A 24,618-nucleotide genomic window follows, 5' to 3' on the forward strand; every position below is an offset into this window, starting at 1 on the left:
AATAATAAAAAATATGTAATAGTTATGAAAAAAATGATAATATAAAAGAAATATATTTATGGAAATTGGTGAGCTATTATGAATAAGGTGTTTGAAGTACTTTATAAGTATTATGGATATAATTCCTTTAGAAAAGGTCAATATGAAATTATAAATAATATATTGAGTAAAAGAGATACATTTTGTATTTTACCAACGGGTGGGGGGAAATCAATTTGCTATCAGATTCCAGCGCTTTTGTTTAATGGTGTTACTATAGTTATTTCACCATTAATTGCTCTAATGAAGGATCAAGTTGATAATTTAAAGGCAAATGGAATAAATGCTGAATATATAAATAGCACTAAAAATTTAGAAAATATAGATAGAATTATGGAAATGTGTAGAAATGGTAAAGTAAAATTACTTTATATTGCACCAGAAAGATTAGAAAATGAATTCTTTAAAAAGAAGCTTAGAAAACTTAATATAAGTCAATTAGCTATAGACGAAGCTCATTGTGTATCAATGTGGGGACATGATTTTAGAAAAAGTTATGGACTAATTAATAATTTCATAAATTCTTTAATTATTAGACCAGTAATAACAGCATTTACTGCTACAGCGACAGAAATAGTCAGAAAAGATATTGTTGAGCTTTTAGGTTTAAGAAATCCTTATACATATATAGGCAGCTTTGATAGGGATAATTTATCAATAAGAGTACATATTGAAGAAGATAAATTAGAATTAGTAAAAGATATTATTAAGGATAAAGAAAATGAGGCTGGAATTATTTACTGTGCTACAAGAAAAGAAGTTGAAGGCTTACATTTTTATCTTAAAGATTTAGGATATGATGTATTAAAGTATCATGGTGGGTTGAAGGATGAAGAAAAGGAATATTATCAAGATGAATTCTTAAATGAAAGTTCTAATGTTATGATTGCAACTAATGCATTTGGAATGGGAATAGATAAGTCAAATGTAAGATATATAATTCATTTTACAATTCCTAAAAATATAGAAAGTTATTATCAAGAAATTGGCAGAGCAGGTAGAGATGGAGCTATATCAGAATGTCATATTTTATTTAATAGAAGTGATATTAGGACTCTTGAATATTTAATATATACAACAGTTCAAATAGAAAGAAAAGAATCAGAAATAAAGAAGCTTCAAAGGATGATAGATTTTTGTGAAAGTAAAGAGTGTTTACGAGGTTTTATTTTAAAATATTTTGGCGAAGAAAATGTTAGAGATTACTGTAACAATTGTAGCAATTGTTTAAATAGTGATGAGCTTAGGGATTATACTATAGAGGCTCAAAAAATATTATCTTGTGTATATAGAACTAGAGAGCGTTATGGAGTAGCGGTTCTTATAGATGTACTTAGGGGAATGGTTGGGCCTAAGATAGTTAATGATAAATTAAATGAGTTAACTACATATGGAATAATGAAAGAATATAGCAGTAAGTTCATACGAAACTTAATAAAGGCATTAATTGATTTTGGGTATGTTAGCTTAAAGGATGGAACTTATTCAATGCTGAAATTAAATGAAAAGTCATATAGTATTTTAAAGTCAAAACAAAAAGTAATGTTTAAGTTAAGTTATCAAGATGAAGAGAAAATTATTAATAGTGATTTATTTAACAAATTAAGGTTATGGAGAAGAGACACTGCTATTAAGGAAGGGGTAAAGCCTTATATAATTTTTTCAGATGCAACATTGATTGAATTGTGTAATAAATTACCTAAAAATGAGAAGGAACTTTTAGAAATACGAGGTATGGGTGAAAAGAAATTTAATAAGTATGGAGAAGAGATTCTAAAAAAGTTAAAAGGTTAAAATAGTATAAAAGATAAGTAATTCCTTATGAGTAAAATTGTAATATTGTAATTTTACTTATAAGGAATTTTTATTATTAATACTGTAAATTAGGTACACAGTGCAATAATTTTAAAAAATATGTTCAGTTAATAATAATTGTAAAATTTAAACATATAAAATATAGAGAAGTGTAAATAAAAAAATAGGAATATAACTATTTAATACAATAATATATTAGATTAAAGGGGAGGGATGAGTCTATGAACTTCAAGGAATTTATAACTACAGATAGAGAAAATAGAAATAATGAAAAATTTGAAGGAACATTTTTGGATTACTTAGAAATTGTAAAACAAAATCCAGATGTAGCAAAACTTTCACATAAGAGGTTATATGACTTTATTATGAGTAAGGGGGTAGATGTTTTAAAGGGCGATGAGCACCCAAGAATAAGAAAAATATATGGTAATGAAACAATTAGGGAATATGGATATTTTAAAGAAGATTTCTTTGGAATTGATAAAATTCTAATGAAGCTAGTTAATTATTTACACTCTGCATCTATGAAAGGTGAGGAATCTAGACAAGTTTTATACTTAGTAGGACCTGTTGGAGCTGGTAAATCATCATTAGTAGAATCATTAAAGAGCGCATTAGTTCAATGTGAACCAATATATTCTTTAAAGGGTTGTCCTATGCATGAAGAACCTTTACACCTAGTGCCAAATCACTTAAGACCTAAGTTTAATGAAATGTTAGGTGTTCAAATAGAAGGAGATTTATGTCCTGTATGTAAATATAGATTACTTCATGAGTTTAATGGGGAATATGAAAATTTCCCTGTTGAGAGAAAAGGATTCTCTATAAGATCAAGAAAGGGAGTTGGAGTTGTTCCACCAGTTGACCCTAATAATCAAGATACTTCAATATTAACAGGTTCTATTGATATTTCTAAGATGGATATGTATCCAGAAGATGACCCAAGAATATTCTCATTAAATGGTGCATTTAATGTTGGTAATAGAGGATTAGTAGAATTTATAGAAGTATTTAAAAATGATGTTGAATATCTACACACAATTATAACTGCAACACAAGAAAAATCTATACCATCACCAGGTAAAGGATCAATGATTTACTTTGATGGATTAATAATCGCTCACTCAAATGAGGCTGAATGGAATAAGTTTAAATCAGATCATACTAACGAAGCTATATTAGATAGAATTGTAAAAATCGAAGTTCCTTATTGCTTAGAGCTTGAAGAGGAAATTAAGATTTATGAAAAGATATTAAGAAAGAGCAACTTTAATGCGCATATAGCACCGCATACAATTGAAGTCGCAGCTATGTTTGCTATACTTTCAAGATTAACACCTTCTGCAAAGGTTGACCCAATGACTAAGCTTAAGATTTATAATGGTGAGGATTTAGTTGAAAAGGGAACAACTAAGAAGATTGATATTTCAGAATTAAGAGAAGAAGCTGGTCCTTATGAAGGAATGAAAGGGATTAGTACAAGATTTATTATAAAGGCAATTGATAATGCACTTTCAAATTCAGAGTATGATTGTATAAACCCATTAAGCATAATGGAAAGTATAATTAAATCTATTAAAGATATGGATATAGCAGCTGATGATAAGAAGAAGTATTTAGCATTTATTCAAGACACTATACGTAAAGAATATAATAAGATATTAGAAAAAGAAATAACAAAGGCATTTATTCATTCATTTAGAGAACAAGCTGAAAGTCTTTTCAATAATTATATAGATAATGCTGAGGCTTTTGTTAATAAAACTAGAATTAAAGATGCTCAAACTGGTGAAGAATTAAATCCTGATGAAGAGTTTATGAGAAGTATAGAAGAACAAATAGGAGTATCAGAGGCATCAAGCAAAGGATTTAGAGCTGATGTAACATCTTATATGTTCTATCTAATAAGAAATGGATCAAAGATAGATTACAAATCTTATGAACCTCTAAAAGAAGCTATAGAAAAGAAACTTATAGCATCAGTAAGAGATTTATCTAGAATAATTACTAAATCAAGAGTTAGAGATAAAGAGCAAACTGAAAAATATAATGCTATGGTTGATGAAATGCAAAGAAATGGATATTGCCAACACTGCTGCGATGTAATTCTTAAATATGCCGCTAACAACTTGTGGAAGGATTGATAAGAAATGGCTATATTTAGAGATAATACTATAAATCCTGTTGAACATGATAGAAGTATTGAGGATAGAAGAAGACATAGGCAGTTGGTTGAGAAATCTATTAAAGAAAATTTAGGAGATATACTCTCTGAAGAAAGTATTGTAGGTGAAACTAAAAATAAAAAATTCAAAATTCCCATTAGGGGAATAAAAGAATATCAATTTGTATATGGTAGCAACAATAAAGGTGTTGCTACCGGTACAGGTGAAGAAAAACGTGGTGATAAAATAGGATCAGCTGATTCTTCAAGTGGTAAAAAGGGGAATAAAGGTGCAGGTAATTCTGAAGGTGACGATGTATATGAAACAGAAATAACTTTAGAAGAGTTAATGGATTATATTGTTGAGGATTTAGATTTACCTAATTTAGATAAGAAAAAATATTCAGAAGTTATTACTGAAAGTGCTAGTAGAAAAAGGGGATACCAAAGACATGGTATTAATCCAAGACTAGCAAAGAAAAAGACAGTTATGGCTAAAACAGCTAGAAAGCAAGGAAAGAAGAGAGCTCTGAAAGAAGCAGGGTTAGATACTGAATTAGAAAGATTTCCATTTAGAGAAGATGATATTAGGTATTATAGGGTAAAAACAAAACCTAAAAAGGAAAGTAATGCTGTAATGATATTTATAATGGACGTATCTGGTTCTATGGATAGTACTAAAAAGTATTTAGCAAGATCATTTTTCTTTGTTTTATCTACTTTTATAAAGAGGAAATATAATAATATTGCATTTGAGTTTATTTCTCATACAACAGTTGCAAAGCAAGTTAATGAATATGAATTTTTCCATAAAGCAGAATCTGGAGGAACATATATTTCTAGTGGTTTAAACTTAGCACTAAAGCTTATTGAGGAAAAATATTCTCCAGATGTTTGGAATATATATCCCGTATATGCAAGTGATGGTGATAACTGGTCTGAGGATAATGAAAGAGCAATTGAATCTGTAAAGAAGCTTTGCGAAATAAGTAATATGTTTGGATATGCTGAATTATTACCATCAACTTATTCAACAACTATGTATTATAGATTTAATAAAGAAGTTTCTGATAAGAAATTTGTCTCTGTTATTGTTAAAGAGAAAAAGAATCTGTGGGATGCTCTTAAGTTAATGCTAAGCAAGGAGCTGAGGGAGGATGAATAATGGAGTACACATTAAAGGAATTAGAAGAATGGAATGTGAAAATTGAAAAGAAAGCAACTGAATATGGACTTGATTATTATCCACAAGAGTTTGAAATTGTTGGATTTAATGAGATGTTAGCTTATGAAGCTTATGTTGGAATGCCATCTAAGTATCCACATTGGAGCTATGGTAAGGCATATGAAAAAAGTAAAACTTTATATTCATTAAACTTAACAGGATTACCTTATGAAATGGTTATAAACTCGAATCCATCTCTTGCATATTTAATGAAAGAAAATACGTTGCTTTTACAAATTCTAACTATGGCCCATGTATATGGACATAATGATTTCTTTAAGAATAATAGGTTATTTAGAGAAGGAACTAAGGCCTATTATACTTTAGAGATGTTTAAATTAGATGCGGATATAATTAGAAGCTATATAAATGATCCTAATATAGGATATAGTAGAGTTGAAAAGATTTTAGATGCAGCACATGCACTTAGATACCAAATACCAAGAGTTGTTGGTATGAAGGAATTAAGTGATGAAGAAATTAAGTCTAAGTTAATAGAAGAGTATAATATGAAAATTGAAGGTAGGGATATATTAAATAGTGATGAGGAAATTGAACTACCAGACTTAAGTAAAATACCTATAGAACCTTGTGATGATGTTATAGGTTTTATAATTAAATACGGATCTTTAGAAGAGTGGGAAAAATCTATATTAAAAATAGTTAAAAGGGAAACTCAATACTTTATACCTCAAATTGAGACTAAGATAATGAATGAAGGATGGGCAAGCTATTGTCACTATAATATTTTGAAGAGTTTAAACTTACCAGATGGATTACATCTTGAGTTTATAAAACGTCATAATGATGTTATAGCACCTGCATTAGGTGGATTAAATCCATATTATGTTGGGTTCAAGATATTTGAGGATATTGAGAAGCGCTATGGAAGAGATAAGATGTTTGAAGTTAGATATATAGAAAGAGATAATTCTTTTTTAAGAAAATATTTAACTCAAGATTTATGTAGAGAATTAGGTTTATTCCAATATGCAAAGAAGAGTTTTGAATTTGTGGTTGATGAAGTATCAGATGAAGAGGGTTGGAAAGTTATAAGAGATACTATGTCTGATTCCTGTGGAGTTGGATCTATTCCTTATATAAGAATTACTGATTTGAATAAGCGTGATGGAACTTTGACATTAGAACATGTTTTTGATGGAAGAGAACTTGAGTTGCTTTATGCAAAGGAAACAATAAAATATTTATTTGATCTTTGGGGCCATAAGATTATATTAAAAACACATACTAAAGAAGGTAGAAGTATAGAAATAGTATGTGATAATGACAGAAGAGTAACGGTAAATTAAGATTAAAGAGAAAATGATGAATTAAAAATGAGAAGTACTATGTTTACTATCATTTATGATTCATCATTTTTGTATGTTTTGAATAGTTTAATATTAGAAATATTTTAGAGGAGATTAAAATGGATTTTAAAGGCAGTAAAACTGAGAAAAACTTATATAGAACCTTTGCAGGAGAAAGTAGGGCAAGAACTAAATATAATTTGTATGCGGAGAAGGCAAGAAGTGAAGGCGATGAGTGGGTAGGACAAATTTTTGATACTACAGCAATAAATGAATTAGCTCATGCAAGGAGAATCTATAGAGATTTTTTAAGATTAGTTTGTAGTACCAAGGAAAATTTAGTTGATGCAATATGTGGTGAAACAGCAGAGTATAAGGATTTATATGCTAAGTTTGAAAAAGAAGCAAGAGAAGAAGGATTTAATAATATTGCTGAATTTTATAAGGAACTTAGAGAAGTAGAGGAAGAACATTCAGATAGGTTTAAAGATTTATATGATAGATTAGATAAGGGAACAATGTTTAGTGGACCAGAAGATTCTAAGTGGGTTTGTATGAATTGTGGATATATACACGAGGGCAAAGAAGTACCAGAAAAGTGTCCATTATGTGGGTATCCAAGAGCTTATTTTAAACCATATTGCGAAATTAAAAATGTATAAGGAGTTATGAAGGATGTTTATATCAATACCAAAGGAATTTTTTGTACCAGTTATTTTTGGTGATACATTTATATTAAATGAAGAAAATAATAATTTAGAATTAGATTTAAATATGTATAGAGAAAGTACTGGTAAAAAAAATAATGATAATTTAGAAATGAATAAAGAATATCTAAAAAATAGCAAAGCTATAAAAGAAAAGCAAGATATTATTGATGTTGAAGTAAATATGAATGAAGAACAATGTGGAAATAAAGAAATTACTAAAACAGAGACAAAGGAAGAAGGAACTACAATGTACATGCCTTTAAAGGGAGAAATTGATTTGAATAAAATGTGTAATGAGGTAGGGAAAATTTTTGAACTAATAGATGATGAATTTATAGAAAATATTGAAATTAAAGGTTGTAACGAAAAGAAATAATTATGATTTGGAGGTATTTAAATGAAATACCAACAATTGATGAAAGAATATTATGTTAATATTAATAATTTAAATCAATTGCTAAAAACAATGGTAGACTCTTATAGGCTTTTAATAGGAGGAGCAGCGGAATTAAATAATATATATGAGGCAAAAAGTAGTTATGTTAAGGAAGCTGTTCATAGAGCTAATAAATTGGGGGATACAATAGATAATGTAATTGATTTATTAGAAGAATGTGGGGAAAGTTATTTTAAATATTGTTCTGTAGTTGGAGAGTATATTTTAAAGAAAAGTGATAATAAAGTAATTTTAACGGAAGTAGATGATGAACTGTTTTTTCAAGATTCGTCTACTAGAGAAGAGTTTGAAATGTTAAAGGCTTATAAAAAAGAGCAGGAAGAAAAATTAAAAAATTAAAAAATAAAATAGGCTATATCAAAGTGAAATTTATTTAATTAGCTTTGATATAGCTTTTTTTTAGAATTTTTTCAGTTTAAACGTACTTACCATTAAATAAGAACCTAATAATAATAATAAAAATGGAATAAGTGCAGAAATATTTTTATTAATGGTAAATAAACAGAATAATGCTAAAGCACTACCGGTAACAGTAATAGGAACACCTGTAAAAACTCCATTAAATTCACTTGCATTATATCTAGCTAGTCTAAAAGCGCCGCATATAGGAAATAGTAAAAGTGGAAGAATTCCTAATATGCCAGCAGGGCCTAGTGTATAAAAATCAAATAATAAAAATACTAGTATAGATGGTGCAACACCAAAAGACACTAAATCAGCTAATGAATCTAGCTCTTTGCCTAAATCGCTTGAAACTTGTAGATAGCGAGCTATTCTACCATCATATCGATCAACTAATGCAGCAAGTAATATAAAAATACAAGCTAACGAATAGTTGCCATCAAAGGTAGAAAGCAATGATAATATTCCAAATGATAAATTAATAAAGGTAAAGATGTTAGGAATACTGCTTTTTCTCATATAATCACTCCTAAGTTTATCTTACATAAAGATAATTATAGCATAAATTTTAAAAAAAATTAACAATCCCTAAAAGTCAATATTTAAAAATTTGTTAAGTAGCAAAAAAAGCTAGGTTTACAAATATAATATAGTATATAGAGTAAACTTTAAGTATATTCAACATATAGCGTAATAAAATCTATGTGGTATAATTTTATATATATAATAGGAGGGATACAATGAAAAAGGTAAAGTTAATTTATAATCCGTATTCTGGAGAGAATGTTATTTTGTCAAAATTAGATGCAATAATTAACATACATCAACAAGCAGGGCTTACTATAGTACCTTATAGAATAAGAAAGGAATGTGGAATAGAAAGTGCATTTCATGATATAAAACCAGGTGAATATGAATATGTACTAGTTGCTGGAGGGGATGGAACTGTTGATTCAGTAGTAAACACTATGGCAAAGCAAGGGATTTCATTACCTATAGGAATATTACCAGTAGGTACAGCAAATGATTTTTCGAAGTTCTTAGGGATACCATTTGATGTAGAAGAAGCTTGTAAGCAAATAATTGGTTCAACAGCAACTACTGTAGATTTAGGAAATATAAATGATAAATACTTTGTAAATGTTGCTAGTACAGGACTTTTTACAGATGTGTCTCAAAAAACTGATGTAAATTTAAAGAATACAATTGGAAAGCTAGCATATTATTTAAAAGGATTAGAAGAATTACCTAATTTTAGACCTTTAAAGGTAAAAATAACATCAGAACAAGTAAACTTTGATGGTACTATGTATCTTATGTTAATCTTTAATGGAAAGACTGCAGGGAATTTTAACTTAGCAACTAGAGCAGATGCTACAGATGGAATGCTTGATGTAATAGTATTCAAGGCTGTTCCAGTATATGAATTAATACATTTATTTATAAAAGTTCTTAAAGGAGAGCATTTAGATTCAGATAAGGTTATATATTTTAAAACAGATAGATTGCATATAGATTGTAATGAAGATATAGTTACAGATATAGATGGAGAAAAAGGACCAGATTTTCCACTAGATATAAAATGTATTAAGGGTGGATTGAAAATTTTAGGAGTTAAATAGAAATTTAAAGAATAAATAAATTAAAAATTTAATAATTATAAATAATAGTACTTTTGTAAAGGAGATAAAAATGATAGCCTTTATTTATTTATGTATATTATTATTTATAATTATTTTTTCAGTATACCTAATATATTTAAGTTCTAATAAGTGTCCATCAAAGATACGAAAATTTTATTTAGTAAGCTTATTGATAATTGTAGTGAGGTATTTGTCATTACTTTCTTTATGGTTAATACAACGTCAAAGAATAATTTACTTTATTAAAGTATTAACACAGTTAAGTTTAGTAGGAATGCCACTTTTAGTATTAGCAGCTATTTATATATTTTTGAGGGATGAAAATAGAAGTTTTAATTATAATTATACTTTTATGATTTTATTATTTTTAGTATACGTTGTAATAAATATATTTTATAAGTTAGATATAAGAGTAGATAGTATATTTGGATTTATAGTAAGTTATAGAGAAATTTTAATTCCAAGTTTAATTTACTTAATATTAATTTCTTCATTTGTAGTTATAAGCTTGTTATTTATTGATAAGCCATATAGTAATACTAATGGAATGAAATTACTTTTAGTATCATTAATAATTACAGTTATAGAATTTGTAATATTTTTAGGGGGAATAAGGATTTTTCCTTACCCATTACTGGGAGAAATATGCATTTTAGGATGTTCATATAAGGCTATAACAACATTTAAAATTAAAAAATAAAAATTAATAAATAAATATTGTTTTTAGAGTATTGCCTTTTAGTGGGTTGTTAATATAATATTAATATAGAATGCCCAATAAAGGGCATTTTTATTGCAAATTTGTTGTTAAATTTACACTAAATAATTTTTGAAAATAACGGTGGTGAGATTAAATGGAGGGTGTCCCTCAGAGTATTAATTTAAGAAAATTGAATATAAGAAATAGTAGAGGGGAAACTCAGATTTAAATCAAATATCTCCTCTATTAATTGAGGAGGAATTTTTATGCAAAGATTATCTGTTTTTTTATTTACTAGCATATTAGGAAAGAAGATGTATGATGAATTTGATGATGTGCTTGGTGAATTAAAAGATATATATGTAACAACGGAGCAAGGATATCCTAGAGTTATTGGATACAAAGTTAAGCGTGATGGAATAACTTTTCATTATGAGTTTAGAAGTATAATGTTTTACAATGTAGACAATAAAGTTAAAATAATGACACGTGGTAGTAAGGAAATACTTCCAAGAACCTATTCTTATTTATTATCTAGGAATTTATTAGATAAGAAAATTGTAGATATCAATGGAAAGCAAGTTGTTAGAGTTGATGATTTAAGAATTGCAGAAATTGCAGGTGAATATAGAGTAATTGCAGTTGAAACAGGGCCTCTTGCTAAGTTTAGAAGAATGAACTGTCCAGGGTTAGGAAAGTTTGTATATAAAGTTTTAAATAAGGATTTTGAAGATAAAGTTATTATGTGGGATGACGTTGAATCTTTAGAAATGGTTAATAAAAATCTTCAAATAGCAGTTCCATATAAAAAACTATCAACATTGCATCCAGCAGATTTAGCAGATATATTAGAAAATCTTGATGCAAGTTCAAGAAAACAAATTTTTGAATCCCTAGATGAAGATTTGGCAGCGGATACTTTAGAAGAAATTGAACCAGAATATAAAAGTAGTATCATAAAGGATTTAAGTGAGGCTAAAGCAGTTGAAGTTTTAGAAAACATGCCTAATGATGAAATTGCAGATATATTAGATGAATTAGATGATGAGGAAAGAGAAAAAATACTTGTTAACTTAGAAACAGAGGATGCGGAAGAAGTAAAAGAACTTCTTAAATATGAGGATGAAACAGTAGGTAGTATAATGAGTAAGGATTTTATTTCTTTTAATTTAGATATTACAATTGGAGAAATAATAGATATTTTAAGGGAAAGTAATCCAGAAGATGAAGAATTAAACTCAATATTCATTAAAGATGAAGAAGAAAAAGTAATTGGTATCATAGAATTAAAAGATTTAATTTTAAATGATAGTAAATTAAAAGTAAAAGAAATAATGGATGAAAATATAAATATACTTAAGCATAATGAAGCTATTAATGAAGCTATTGAAATAGCTGCTAAATATGATTTATTGGCAATACCGGTTGTTGATAATAATGATGTGTTAATTGGAGTTGTAAATACTCATGATTTAATAGATGAAGTTTTATATCCTATGTGGAAAAAGAAAAATAAGTAAAAAAATTGAAATTAGTTGTTGACTTTTTTTATCATAAGAATATAATAAAAATATAAAGTTTAGTTAAATACTCGGAATTAAAACTATGAAAAAGGAAAGTAGTATAAGCGAAGGTTACAGAGAGAAAAGGATGCTGAGAACTTTTTGCTGGTAATTTATCTAATGTCTAGCTACTGTAAAACTTCTAAGAAGTTAACATTAGCACAATCCTAGATAAGTTCCTCTAAGCTTATATTGAAGCTAAGATTCACTTATATGAAGTGCCCTTTGGAGTTTATGCCTGAAATAATAGTAAGGTTTTACGGTAGCACCCGTTATAGTGATCAGGTATTATATTGTACCGTAGAATGAGTGAAATCATTATTGTTATGATGGTTTAATTAGAGTGGAACCGCGAATATACTTCGTCTCTATATATAGAGACGAAGTTTTTTTATATAAAAATATAAAAAAATAAATTTTGGAGGTATAGATATGATTTATGATGGAGCAATTGAATTAATAGGAAGAACACCAATATTAAAGTTAACAAAGATGGTAGATAAAAATAGTGCGGATGTATATGTAAAGTTAGAAAAATTTAATCCAGGTGGAAGTGTAAAAGATAGAGCAGCTCTTGGGATGATTGAAAAGGCAGAAGAAGCAGGAATTTTAAAAGAAGGATCTGTAATTGTTGAACCTACAAGTGGGAATACTGGTATTGCTTTAGCTATGATAGGAAGAGTTAAGGGCTATAAGGTTATAATAGTTATGCCAGAAACTATGAGTAAAGAAAGAAGAGATTTAATTAAAGCATATGGTGCGGAGCTTGTATTAACAGAAGGAGCTAAGGGAATGAAGGGAGCTATAGAAAAAGCAACTGAAATGGTAAATGAATATGGATATTTTATGCCACAACAATTTGAGAATATAGCTAACCCTGAAAAGCATTATGCTACAACAGCTCAAGAAATTTATGAAGATATTAATGATTTAGATGTATTTGTAGCAGGCGTAGGAACAGGTGGAACTGTATCAGGTATAGGGAAAAATTTAAAGGGAAAAATAGATGGTATAGAAATTGTTGCAGTTGAGCCAAGTAATTCACAAGTACTTTCAGGTAAGAATCCAGGGCCACATAAAATACAAGGTATTGGAGCAGGATTTATACCAGGAAACTATAAAGGGGAATATGTTGATAAGGTAGTTGCTGTTACTGATAATAATGCAATAGAGACAGCAGTGAATTTTGCTAAGCAAGAAGGTATCTTAATAGGAATATCATCAGGTGCAGCAATTTATGCAGCTATAGAAATAGCTAAGAAGCTTGGTAAAGGAAAAAAGGTTTTAGCTATAGCTCCAGATGGAGGAGAAAAGTATATTTCAATGGGAATATACGAATAAAATTACTAAATAGATAAAGAGTGAGGAGTTAGAAGTTAGTAGTTAATGAATAAATTCAGATAGGAATTTCATGCTTAACTACTAACTAAAAACTATTAACTATTAAAAAGGAGGAGTAGGTTTGTTTAAAAATTTGAAATATGATTTAAATAGAGTTATGGAGAATGATCCTGCTGCTAGAAGTAGGGTTGAGGTATTTTTACTTTATCCTACCATTCATGCATTAATTGCATATAGGATAGCTCATTTATTATATACTAAAAGATTATTCTTTTTAGCTAGACTTATATCACAGGTATCAAGATTTTTTACTGGAATAGAGATACATCCAGGAGCTAAGATTGGTAAGGGGTTAGTTATAGACCATGGAATGGGAGTAGTAATTGGTGAAACAGCAGAGATTGGGGAAAATGTATTGTTATATCATGGAGTAACCTTAGGTGGTACTGGAAAGGATAAAGGAAAGAGGCATCCAACATTAGGTGACAATGTTATAATAGGAGCTGGAGCTAAGGTGCTTGGCCCAATATATATAGGAAGTAATTCTAAAATTGGTGCTAATTCTGTAGTTTTGAAAGATGTTCCAGAAGGGGCTACAGCAGTTGGTATTCCTGCTAAAAATATAATAAGGGTTCAAGAAGATGTAGCTGATATAATAGAAATAGAAGATTATAGAGGAACAAGCAAAGAAATTTATAATAACATGGTGATTTAATTTATGATTAAAGAAGATATAATAAAGTACTGTAATTCATTAGAGCTAGACACTGTCGGATTTATTAAATGCAGAAGGTTTGATGAACTAATAGAATTTTATAATTATAGAAAAGAAATGGCTTTGGAAAATGAATTTGAAGAGGCTGATATAGAAAAAAGGGTAAATCCAATGTGGTATATGGAAGAGGGAAAAACTATTATTTCAATAGCTTTTCCCTATCTTTGGGTTGAAAATAATATAGAAAATGGTTTTTCTAAATATACTAAGGGATTTGATTATCACAGAGTAGTAAAAAAATATCTAGATAGAATTTGTGACTTTATTAAAAGTAATGGGGGAGAGGCTATTTCTTTTGTAGATAGTAATACATTACCTGAGAGATATATTGCATATTTATCTGGTGTTGGATTCATTGGTAGAAATAATATGATTATAACTGAAAAGTATGGATCTTATGTTTTTTTAGGTGAGATAATTACTGATTTAGAGTTAGCTGATGATGATGTAAGAAGATTTGAAAATATAAAGAAATATAAAGAGTGTGGAAAATGCACTAGATGCTATAAAGAATGCCCAACAAACTCTATTAATATAAATAGAATTAATCCTAATATATGTTCATCATATATAACCCAAAAAAAAGAATTAAGTGATGTAGAGATAAAGCTATTAAAGAATAATGTATTTGGGTGTGATATATGTCAAAATATATGTCCCTATAATGAATCAATAAAATTTTCAAAGCTTGAAGAATTCAAACCACTAGAATTTATGTGTAATTTGAGTAGTGATATTTATGCTGATATGAATAATAAATTTTTTAAAGATAATATTTCTAAAACATCTTGTGGATGGAGAGGAAAAAATGTTATTAAAAGAAATGCTATAATAAAGTTACATAATGAGGGTGAAGATATATCTAGATATAGAGGAGATTCACCTTATATAAATGAATATATAGATAGATTAAAATAAGTTAATTGTTTTAAAGGGATATATAAAATATAATGTGTATGTGCATATTATACTCAAGGGGGTAATTAATATGATGTCAAAAAGTGTGGCAAGACTTATAAAGCTGTTGCCAGAAAAATTAGTTGTAAAAATAGCAAGAAATAAGATAGATGGGTATTTAAAAAAATATGCAAGAATAAATATAAGTGGATATGAAAATATTAAAAGAGCTGATGGGGCTAAAATATTTATTTGTAACCATTTAAGTAATTCAGATGGATTTATTATAGAAAAGGTATTAAAGGATGATTATGATCCAACTTTTGTTGCTGGTGTTAAACTTTCTAATGATCCGGTTACTAATTTAGGAACTAAAATAGTTAAGAATATTGCGATAAAGCCTAATAGTGCTGATAGAGATGCTATTATGTCTATGATAAATGTATTAAAGGATGGAGAGAATCTTGTTCTTTTTCCGGAAGGGACAAGAAGTAGAAGTGGTAGCATGATAGAGGGAAAAAAAGGAGTATTATTAGTTGCTAGAATGAGTAAAGCAAAGATAGTACCTATTTCATTGTATGGAACTGAAAAGTTATTACCAATTAATAAGAATGGTGATATGGCAGGCGAACAATGGAATGAGGCTGAGATAAATGTAAGAATAGGGGAGTATATAGAGATTCCTAAAAAGAATAAAGATGAATCTAAACATGAATATGATGATAGATGCTTAACTTATATAATGAAGTCAATAGCCAATGGATTGCCAGAGGAATATAGAGGTGTTTATAAATAGTTAGTATTTAAGAAATTAAAAAAATTATAGCTAATTAATAAGTTGAAATATTAGGAATTATGATATTAGTAAAGTGATGATGTTAAAATTTCATTAGGAGGAAAATTAGATGAAACAAAGGACTAAAATTATATTAGAAGAATTAAAAAGATTATATCCAGATGCTAAATGCGAATTAAATCATGAAACTCCTTTTCAGTTATTAGTTGCAACAATTTTATCTGCACAAACTACAGATAAAAAGGTTAATGAAGTAACCGAAAGTTTATTTAGAGATTATCCAGATGTTGATGCATTTCTAACTTTATCTATAAATGAGCTTGAAGCAAGAATAAAACAAATAGGTTTATATAGAAGTAAAGCTAAGAATATATTAATTATGTGTAATCAATTAAAAACTAAGTTTAATGGAGAAGTACCTAAAACTATGGATGAAATAACTAGTTTAGCAGGTGCAGGAAGAAAAACTGCAAATGTTGTTTTGTCTAATGCATTTGGAGTTCCGTCTATTGCTGTTGATACACATGTTTTTAGAGTTTCGAATAGACTCGGACTTGCAGATTCAGATAATGTTTTAGAGGTAGAAAAACAACTTCAAGCAGAACTTCCTAAAAAGGAGTGGAGTTTAGCACATCATTTATTAATATTTCATGGGAGAAGATGCTGTATAGCGAGAAATCCTAAATGTAGTGAGTGTTCACTTACAAATAGATGTGTATATTTTAAGGCTAATAAGTCAAAAAAGAAGTAAAAGTTTTAAAGGTAAATTCATCTAGCCAAATCGAAGATTTGGAGATTCATTTATGATATAATTGAATGTGAAAATATATAGTAATACTTACATAATTACTGAAATTTTAGGAGGATATACATGAAAGTTGGAGTAATAATGGGGGGAATTTCTTCAGAAAGAGAAATTTCACTTAAGAGTGGTAATTCAATAGTAGAAAAAATTGATAAAAACAAGTATGAAGTAGTGCCTGTAGTTATAGATAATAAAGAAGATATAGTGAATAAAGTTAAGGATATAGATTTTGCTTTATTAGCTCTTCATGGAAAATTTGGCGAAGATGGAACAGTTCAATCAGTACTTCAAACTTTAGACATACCTTATTCAGGGTGTGGACCTATAAGTTCAGGTGTATGTATGGATAAAGATTTTACAAAAAGAATATTAAAAGCAAATGATGTTAGAACTGCAAGATGGATAAATGTATCATCTGTAGAAGAAATAGATTATGATAAAATCGAAGAAATGGGATATCCTGTTTTTGTTAAGCCAACAAATGGAGGATCAAGTGTTGCTACATTTAAGATAAAAAGTAAGGATGAGATTCAAGCTGCTGTTGAAGAAGGTTTAAAATGGGACACGGAAGTAATGATAGAAGAGTTTGTTGAAGGTGATGAAATAACATGTCCAGTGTTTGATGGTGAAATGTGGCCTGTTATAGCTATTAAGCCAAAATCAGATTTCTTTGATTATACTCAAAAGTATGCAGCTGATGGAGCAGATGAAATAGTTATTGAATTAGAAGAAGAACTTCATAAAGAAGTTGAAAAAATGGCTTTAGAAACTTATAAGTCTTTAAAGTGCCAAGTATATGCTAGAGTTGATATGATAATTGATAAAAATGGAGTTCCTTATATATTAGAGGTAAATACATTACCAGGAATGACTCCAGCAAGTCTTTTCCCTAAGAGTGCAGCTGCCATAGAAATTAGCTATGCAGGACTTTTAGATAAGATAATAGAAACATCTTTAAAAGTTAAAAGAAGTATTTAATATATGTATTTTAAAACTCAGCGTAAGCTGAGTTTTTTATATAGTTAAAATTATTTTGTTTTAAATGAAACTTTTTAGGTATGTAAATTGTCTAATATTTATAAAGTAATTTAAAATATTGCTTTTCAATATTTTTTGATGTAACCATAACAAAATTTTTAAATATTATATGTAGTAAGGAGAATTTTTTATTGGAGGGCTTTATGCAAAATAGAAGTGACAAAAGTCTTTTTGGTATAGATATTAATGAATATACACAAAATGTAGACTTTACAGTTCTAGCAACAACTATAGACTTTTTATACCTAAGATCATCAGGCTCAGCAACAGGAAGATTTAGAGTAGATAAAAAATTTTTGCAGTTTGCTAGACAAGCAAGAAATTTTAGAATACCTGTTGGAGCATATCATTTTGGCGTTCCTAGTTCAGACTTAACTACAGCAGATTCACAATGTGATGATTTTATTAATATACTTCAGGAGGGGTTTGGTCAAAGGGACTATGGAGATTTGTTTCCAGTTTTAGATGTTGAAACTCCTACAGATAAGTCAATTTCTACATCTACCTTAATTAATTGGATAGATAGGTTTAGAAAGAGATTTGAGAAAAAAACAAGAAGAAGATTAATGCTTTATACTGGTGTATTTTTTGTTGAAATGTATGATAACTTTTTTATACAAGGTAGAGGATATCCTTTAAAAAATATGATTTTATGGATTGCCCATTATACTGCAATTGCAGGAAATGCTCCTGTTCCACCAGATGTAGGTGGATGGACTAGGTGGAGAATATGGCAATATAGTGAAAGTGCAAATGTTGCAGGTGTTGGAAATCCAGTTGATGCAAATTGGGGGCCTGATAGCATAGACTTATTAACTCAGCCTAGAAATGTAACAGGACTTACTGTTAATAGAAAAGGAAATGTTTTAAATATTAGTTGGAAGAAGAATACCGATACAGATTTATTAGGATATAATATTTTTGCTAATAATTACTGGATAGGAACAGTAGATGCTGACGATACTAGCTTTTCAATTAATATAAATCAATTACCTTTTGAAGTTAAAGGAACTGTAAAGATTAGTATAGAGGCATTTGATAATGATGGTGAAACATCTAAGAAGAGAAGTAGCTTTACAATATAAAATAAAAGAGTAATATAGAATAGCTTTATATTTATATGTTAAATATACCATATAAAAAATAAATTATATGTAATAATATAAGGCTATTCTTATTATACTAAGATTATAGTTATTAAGTGGTATGATTTTATTAATTGTATAAAATTAAATAATAGAATATAATTAGAACATAATGCAATTATAGCAATTATATATAAAATTTTGGGAGGCGTGGAACTGTGAGCAATGAAAAATCTAATGATAGTAAAAGCGGGAAAGCTATGTCTAAAAATAAAAAATTAATAATTATAATATCTACTATTATAATATTAATTGCTGGTATAACTTTTGGATATTTTACTAGTATAAAAAACAAAGTAGATTCATGGGCTGATAAAATATATCCTGGGGTACAAGCTTATGGTATAGATTTAGGTGGCAAAACTAAAGAAGAGGCAGTAAACATAATAAATGAACAGTTACTTCCTTTAATAGGGGATAAAGTAATAACAGTAACTGTTGGTGATAAATCTTTTGAATTAAAATATTCCGATATCAGTCCGTCAGTAAGTGCAGATGAAACTGTAGAACAAGCATTAGATTATGGAAAAGATAAGAAGATGCTTGAAAAGAAACAAATGATAGAAGATGGTGTTGATTATAAGGTTGATACTGTATTAAGCTATGATGAAGAAAAAATTAAAGAATTTGCAAATAGTGTAAGTGATCAAGTTAAAGTTGATGCCATTGATGCTAAAATATCAATTAATGGTACAAATATTTCTATTACGCCAGAAACTATAGGAAAGAATATAAATATAGATGAGTTATGCAATAAAATAAAAGAGTGTGTAGATCCAAATCCTGAAAAGGTTGAAAGTGTAACTGTAGATTTACAAGATTACTCTCCAAGAATAACTGCAGCTGATTTAAATAAGATTGATGGAATAATGTCATCATATTCTACTTCATTTAGTACTGGGGATTCAGGAAGAGTAGAAAACTTAAGAATTGCAAGTGGATATATTAATGGAACATTATTAATGCCAGGCGATGAATTTAGCTATAATAATACAATAGGTGAAACAACTCCAGAAAGAGGATATAAAGAAGCAAATACATATGTTGGATCAAAAATAGTTCCTGGATATGGAGGCGGAGTATGCCAAGTATCAAGTACTCTTTATAGAGCTGTTATACAAGCTAATATAAGATCAACTGAAAGACGTAATCACTCAATGACAGTTGGTTATGCAAAGCCAGGATTAGATGCCACTGTTGCAGCTGGATATATAGATTATAAATTTGTAAATACATATGATTTCCCAATATACATTCAAGGATATTTATCTGGAAATAATGTAGTTTTTAATATTTTTGGTAATAAAGAAGCAATGGGTGGAAAAACTTATCAGCTTGTTAATGAAATATTAGAAACTTATAATTATAAAACAGAAGAAGTACAAGACCCTACATTACCAGAAGGAACAAGAGTAGTAACATCATCTGGAGCTAATGGATGTAAGGCTAGTGGATATTTAGTTACTTATGAAAATGGAGTTCAAGTAAATAAGGAGCTTATATCAACAGATGTATATTCAACTAGAAATCAAATTGTTAGTGTTGGAACTAAAAAAGTAGAAACACCTAGTGTGCCTACTCCGGAAGAAACAACACCGGAACAAGAAGCGCCTGCTGCTTAGGTATAAAAATAGTTATTTAATAGGGATGTATCAAAATAGATAATTGAGCAATATAGTTATTTTGCTTAATAACAATTTGATATGTCCCTATTTTATAAGAAATATAATTATTATTTATAAACCATAATTTTCAATAATAAAGTATAAAATACATTATTAAATTAAAAATTAACAAAATGTAAAATGCTTTGACTATTAAAAAACTATATAGTATGATTGAAGATATATAAATAGTGTAAAGTAAGGTGTATAGCATCTTACTTTTTATTTTGGAGGGTGAATTCATTGAATTTAAATATAGTTTTATATCAACCAGAAATACCACAAAATACTGGAAATATAGCGAGAACTTGCGTTTTAACTGACTCAACTCTTCATTTAATAAAGCCGTTAGGATTTAGTATTGATGATAAAGCCGTTAGAAGATCAGGTTTAGATTACTGGAAGGACTTGAAGTTAGAAGTTCATGAATCTTATGAAGAATTTATGGCTAAGTACGGAGACAGAAGAATATTTTTATCTACTACACATGGTGGAAATATATATTCAGAAGAAAAATTTCAAAATGGAGATTTTATAATGTTTGGAAGGGAATCATCAGGGGTTCCAGAAGATGTACATAATGCACATAAAGGAATAAGAGTACCTATGGTACAAACAAGTACAAGAAGTTTAAATTTATCAAACACAGTAGCTATTATAGCATATGAAGTTTTAAAGCAGATAGGATTTCCGAATATGAAATAAAAAATAGGAGGTACTTTTATGGAAAAAATCAAGATTATTACTGATAGTACTTTAGATTTACCATCAGATCTTATAAAAGAGAAGAATATAGAAGTTTTACCGTTATTAATTAACTTTGGTGAAGAAAGTTATTTAGATGGAGTAGAAATAAATACTAAAGAGATGTTAGAGAAAATAAAAAAGGATAATGTACTTCCGACTACAGCTCAAGTAACACCAAATAGATTTGAAGAAGTATTTAAAAAGTACCTAGATGAAGGATATAAAATTGTTACTTTAGTATTATCGTCAGAGATGAGTGGAACATACCAATCAGCATGTATAGCTAAAAATATGTTAGAAACTGATGATATAGTAGTTATTGATTCTAGAAATGTAACATCAGGTTTAGGAATTTTAGCATTAAAAGCTTGTGAATTCAGAGATAATGGTGATAGTATATTTGAAATAGAAGAAAAAATTAAAAATATAATTCCTAAGGTAAAAAGTTCATTAAGCTTTGAATCTCTAGAGAACCTAGTAAGAGGTGGAAGACTTTCTAAAACAGCTGGTACTATAGGAAGTGTTTTAGGATTAAGACTTATTTTAGAAGTTAAAGATGGCCAAATGGCAGTTAAAGATAAAGTAAGAGGAAGCAAAAAAGCTTTAAAGAAAGTAATTTCTGATTTTGAAAGCGCAAATGTTGATTTTGACTCACCAATAGTTATTGATGAAATTTTAAATGATGAAATATTTGAGGGACTTAAAAAATATTGTGAAGAGAAAAATATAAATTATGTTCATGGAATTGTTGGATGTACAGTAGGTATACATTCAGGAGTTGGAGCATGTGGGTTTTTCTTTGTTGAAAAATAGAGAGTTAGATAGTAAGTAATAGTTTTATTACTTACTATTTTTTTATATATAAAGTTATATTATACCTATAAAGTTATAAATAACATTAGATGGAATAAAAAAATGAGCTCTATTTTGTAATATATCGATAAAAATAGCACAAAATATTATAGAAAAAATTAAAGTGAAATTTTAAATGTGTAATAAAAAGCTATATATATATTTAAATATTCAAAATAAATGAATTTTATTAAGTATATAAATGAAAAAATAGTAAAAATAAAAAAAATATAAAAAAATTACTAGAAAGACTTTTAAAATTTATATATCTGTTTTATAATAATAGATGTGGGACATAAAAGTCATTGCTGGGACATTTTTTGTCCAAAGGAGGGTCTGTAGTGCAGGAAATATTAGATTTGCAAAGAAAGATAGTTCCTGAGCTGGTGGAAGTCCTAGAAAAACGCTACAATGTTTTAAGGACAATTTTCTATAACCAACCTATTGGAAGAAGAATGCTTGCAAGTGAACTTAATCTTGGCGAAAGAATAGTCAGAAATGAAATTGATTTATTGAAATCACAAAACTTAATAGAAATTAATACCCCAGGTATGACAGTAACTAAAGATGGACAAAATGTCCTAGAAGGGTTAAAGGAGTTCATACATCAAATAAAGGGTTTAAATGATATTGAGAAAAGTATTAAGTCAGTTTTGGGATTAAAAGATGTTGTTATAGTTCCAGGAAATGTTGAAGATAATCCTTCAACACTTAAGGAATTAGGAAAAGCAGCAGCAAATTGTGTGAAAAATATAATAAAAGATAATGATATAATCGCCATTACTGGAGGAAGCACAATTAAAGAAGTTGTTGAAGCATTTCCAAAAGTAAATAATGTTTCCGATATTCTTGTTATTCCAGCTAGAGGCGGAATGGGAAGAAAAGTTGAAAGTCAAGCTAATTATTTAGCTGCAGCATTAGCTAATAAGGTTGATGGTAGCTATAAATTATTACATATTCCTGAAAATGTTAGTTCAAGGGTGTTAGAAGGACTTCTTAAAGAAAAACAAATAAAAGAAGTTATAGATAATATTCACAATGCTGATATTTTAATTTATGGAATAGGTAATGCAATTCATATGGCTAAAAAGCGTGGATTGTCAGAGGAGTATATAAATAAGCTTGAAGAACTAGGAGCTGTAGGAGAAGCATTTGGGTGTTATTTTAATAAATATTCTCAAGTAGTTTCAGAAAATACTCCAATCGGAATTAATATTAATGATGCAAAAAAAATTAATACGCATATTGCGGTAGCTGCAGGAGAAAATAAAGTAGAAGCTATAATTGCAACAGAAATGAATAATTCTAATGCTATTTTAGTTACTGATGAAGCTGCAGGAAGAAAGATTGCAGAATTAATTAAAACCAATTAATTTGATTTAAAATTTAATTTTAAATATATAATATCTATTTTTAGGAGGTAATTGTAATGGTAAGAGTTGCAATAAACGGATTTGGACGTATAGGACGTCTTGCATTTAGACAAATGTTTGGAGCAGAAGGGTATGAAATAGTTGCTATCAACGATTTAACAAGCCCAAAAATGTTAGCTCATTTATTAAAATATGATTCAGCACAAGGAAGATACGCTTTAGGTGATACAGTTGTTGCTGGAGAAAATTCTATCACAGTTGATGGAAAAGAAGTAAGAATATATGCTGAAGCTGACGCTTCTAAATTACCATGGGGAGAAATTGGTGTTGACGTAGTTTTAGAATGTACTGGATTCTACGTATCAAAAGCTAAATCTCAAGCTCACATCGAAGCAGGTGCTAAGAAAGTTGTTATATCAGCTCCAGCTGGAAACGACCTTCCAACAGTTGTATTCAACGTAAACCAAGATATATTAACTGCTGAAGATAACATAATCTCAGCTGCATCTTGTACTACAAACTGCTTAGCTCCAATGGCTCAAGCTTTAAATAACTATGCTGAAATCCAATCAGGAATAATGTCAACTATCCACGCTTACACTGGAGACCAAATGATCTTAGATGGTCCTCAAAGAAAAGGTGATTTAAGAAGAGCTAGAGCTGGAGCTGTTAACATAGTTCCTAACTCAACTGGAGCTGCTAAAGCTATCGGATTAGTTATTCCAGAATTAAACGGAAAATTAATCGGTTCTGCACAAAGAGTACCAGTTCCAACTGGATCATCAACTATATTAGTTGCTGTAGTTAAGGGTGAAAATGTAACTGTAGAAGGAATCAACGCTGCTATGAAAGCTGCTTCAAACGAATCATTCGGTTACACTGAAGAAGAATTAGTTTCTTCAGACATCGTAGGAATCAAATTCGGTTCATTATTCGATGCAACTCAAACAATGGTATCTGAAATCGGAGAAGGATTATACCAAGTTCAAGTTGTTTCATGGTATGACAACGAAAACTCATACACTAGCCAAATGGTTAGAACTATTAAATACTTCGCTGAATTAGCTTAATTTTAATAGATAATTATATACGGATTTAGATGCTTATAAAAGCACTCTTATAAGATCCTAAAACGGGTCCGGTCTCTAAGGCATACTT

Annotated in this window: 23 protein-coding genes; 22 read left to right on the forward strand and 1 reads right to left on the reverse strand. The window is 28.8% G+C overall.

Translation table 11 applies throughout. The annotated features are described in order from the left end of the window. Nucleotides 1–78: 78 nt before the first annotated feature. The 7 genes from recQ (at nt 79) to HCG76_RS08030 (ending at nt 8,059) form a co-directional block, all read left to right on the forward strand. Entirely contained in the window at nt 79–1,833 is a 1,755-nt protein-coding gene (gene recQ / locus HCG76_RS08000; protein ID WP_221699830.1) for a DNA helicase RecQ, read from the forward strand. Between the two features lie 242 nt (nt 1,834–2,075). Continuing rightward, the gene (locus HCG76_RS08005; RefSeq protein ID WP_221699831.1) at nt 2,076–3,998 is read left to right on the forward strand and encodes a PrkA family serine protein kinase; all 1,923 of its coding nucleotides are present in this window, start codon (nt 2,076–2,078) and stop codon (nt 3,996–3,998) included. 6 nt (nt 3,999–4,004) lie between these two features. Further along, on the forward strand, nt 4,005–5,183 hold the full coding sequence (gene yhbH / locus HCG76_RS08010; protein WP_221699832.1) for a sporulation protein YhbH: 1,179 nt from the start codon (nt 4,005–4,007) through the stop codon (nt 5,181–5,183). Further along, nucleotides 5,183–6,553, forward strand: coding sequence for a SpoVR family protein (locus HCG76_RS08015; RefSeq protein ID WP_221699833.1), 1,371 nt, complete (start codon nt 5,183–5,185; stop codon nt 6,551–6,553). The genes yhbH and HCG76_RS08015 overlap by 1 nt, the downstream gene beginning before the upstream one ends. Before the next feature lie 119 nt (nt 6,554–6,672). Then, the gene (locus tag HCG76_RS08020) at nt 6,673–7,215 is read left to right on the forward strand and encodes a rubrerythrin family protein (protein WP_221699834.1); all 543 of its coding nucleotides are present in this window, start codon (nt 6,673–6,675) and stop codon (nt 7,213–7,215) included. A 13-nt stretch (nt 7,216–7,228) separates the two neighbouring features. Then, complete coding sequence (locus tag HCG76_RS08025; protein ID WP_221699835.1) at nt 7,229–7,639, forward strand: hypothetical protein; 411 nt, start codon at nt 7,229–7,231, stop codon at nt 7,637–7,639. Nucleotides 7,640–7,660: 21 nt separating this feature from the next. Further along, a complete protein-coding gene (locus HCG76_RS08030) occupies nt 7,661–8,059 on the forward strand; it encodes a hypothetical protein (protein WP_221699836.1) in 399 nt (132 codons plus the stop codon). Nucleotides 8,060–8,119: 60 nt separating this feature from the next. Here the strand turns inward: HCG76_RS08030 and pssA are convergent, their stop codons facing one another. Beyond that, nucleotides 8,120–8,641, reverse strand: coding sequence for a CDP-diacylglycerol--serine O-phosphatidyltransferase (gene pssA / locus HCG76_RS08035; protein WP_221699837.1), 522 nt, complete (start codon nt 8,639–8,641; stop codon nt 8,120–8,122). Between the two features lie 221 nt (nt 8,642–8,862). Here pssA and HCG76_RS08040 point away from each other — a divergent pair, with 221 nt between their 5' ends. The 15 genes from HCG76_RS08040 (at nt 8,863) to gap (ending at nt 24,530) form a co-directional block, all read left to right on the forward strand. Beyond that, the gene (locus tag HCG76_RS08040; protein WP_221699838.1) at nt 8,863–9,744 is read left to right on the forward strand and encodes a YegS/Rv2252/BmrU family lipid kinase; all 882 of its coding nucleotides are present in this window, start codon (nt 8,863–8,865) and stop codon (nt 9,742–9,744) included. A gap of 211 nt (nt 9,745–9,955) precedes the next feature. Continuing rightward, nucleotides 9,956–10,465, forward strand: coding sequence for a hypothetical protein (locus tag HCG76_RS08045; RefSeq protein ID WP_221699839.1), 510 nt, complete (start codon nt 9,956–9,958; stop codon nt 10,463–10,465). 266 nt (nt 10,466–10,731) lie between these two features. Then, entirely contained in the window at nt 10,732–11,985 is a 1,254-nt protein-coding gene (locus tag HCG76_RS08050; protein ID WP_221699840.1) for a magnesium transporter, read from the forward strand. Nucleotides 11,986–12,459: 474 nt separating this feature from the next. Then, the gene (cysK, locus tag HCG76_RS08055; protein ID WP_221699841.1) at nt 12,460–13,368 is read left to right on the forward strand and encodes a cysteine synthase A; all 909 of its coding nucleotides are present in this window, start codon (nt 12,460–12,462) and stop codon (nt 13,366–13,368) included. 121 nt (nt 13,369–13,489) lie between these two features. Next, on the forward strand, nt 13,490–14,083 hold the full coding sequence (gene epsC / locus HCG76_RS08060) for a serine O-acetyltransferase EpsC (protein ID WP_221699842.1): 594 nt from the start codon (nt 13,490–13,492) through the stop codon (nt 14,081–14,083). A 3-nt stretch (nt 14,084–14,086) separates the two neighbouring features. Next, nucleotides 14,087–15,061: a tRNA epoxyqueuosine(34) reductase QueG gene (queG, locus tag HCG76_RS08065; RefSeq protein ID WP_221699843.1), complete on the forward strand. Its 975-nt coding sequence runs from the start codon at nt 14,087–14,089 to the stop codon at nt 15,059–15,061. A gap of 70 nt (nt 15,062–15,131) precedes the next feature. Beyond that, nucleotides 15,132–15,836: a lysophospholipid acyltransferase family protein gene (locus HCG76_RS08070; RefSeq protein ID WP_221699844.1), complete on the forward strand. Its 705-nt coding sequence runs from the start codon at nt 15,132–15,134 to the stop codon at nt 15,834–15,836. Nucleotides 15,837–15,945: 109 nt separating this feature from the next. Then, nucleotides 15,946–16,587: an endonuclease III gene (gene nth / locus HCG76_RS08075; RefSeq protein WP_221699845.1), complete on the forward strand. Its 642-nt coding sequence runs from the start codon at nt 15,946–15,948 to the stop codon at nt 16,585–16,587. A gap of 120 nt (nt 16,588–16,707) precedes the next feature. Then, on the forward strand, nt 16,708–17,619 hold the full coding sequence (locus tag HCG76_RS08080; protein WP_221699846.1) for a D-alanine--D-alanine ligase: 912 nt from the start codon (nt 16,708–16,710) through the stop codon (nt 17,617–17,619). 203 nt (nt 17,620–17,822) lie between these two features. Then, nucleotides 17,823–18,764 (forward strand): glycoside hydrolase family 25 protein, encoded by a 942-nt coding sequence (locus HCG76_RS08085; RefSeq protein WP_221699847.1) that lies wholly within the window; start codon nt 17,823–17,825, stop codon nt 18,762–18,764. Nucleotides 18,765–18,982: 218 nt separating this feature from the next. Next, nucleotides 18,983–20,446 carry a VanW family protein gene (locus HCG76_RS08090; protein ID WP_311776389.1) on the forward strand — a complete coding sequence of 488 codons (1,464 nt, stop codon included), beginning with the start codon at nt 18,983–18,985 and terminating at the stop codon, nt 20,444–20,446. A gap of 285 nt (nt 20,447–20,731) precedes the next feature. Continuing rightward, the gene (locus HCG76_RS08095) at nt 20,732–21,193 is read left to right on the forward strand and encodes a tRNA (cytidine(34)-2'-O)-methyltransferase (protein ID WP_221699848.1); all 462 of its coding nucleotides are present in this window, start codon (nt 20,732–20,734) and stop codon (nt 21,191–21,193) included. Nucleotides 21,194–21,211: 18 nt separating this feature from the next. Further along, nucleotides 21,212–22,048 carry a DegV family protein gene (locus HCG76_RS08100; protein WP_221699849.1) on the forward strand — a complete coding sequence of 279 codons (837 nt, stop codon included), beginning with the start codon at nt 21,212–21,214 and terminating at the stop codon, nt 22,046–22,048. Nucleotides 22,049–22,428: 380 nt separating this feature from the next. Then, nucleotides 22,429–23,460, forward strand: coding sequence for a sugar-binding transcriptional regulator (locus HCG76_RS08105; RefSeq protein ID WP_221699850.1), 1,032 nt, complete (start codon nt 22,429–22,431; stop codon nt 23,458–23,460). Nucleotides 23,461–23,516: 56 nt separating this feature from the next. Then, nucleotides 23,517–24,530: a type I glyceraldehyde-3-phosphate dehydrogenase gene (gene gap, locus HCG76_RS08110; RefSeq protein WP_221699851.1), complete on the forward strand. Its 1,014-nt coding sequence runs from the start codon at nt 23,517–23,519 to the stop codon at nt 24,528–24,530. The last annotated feature ends 88 nt before the right edge of the window (nt 24,531–24,618 follow it).

The organism is Clostridium sp. K13 (assembly GCF_019734195.1).
GTDB lineage: Bacteria > Bacillota > Clostridia > Clostridiales > Clostridiaceae > Clostridium.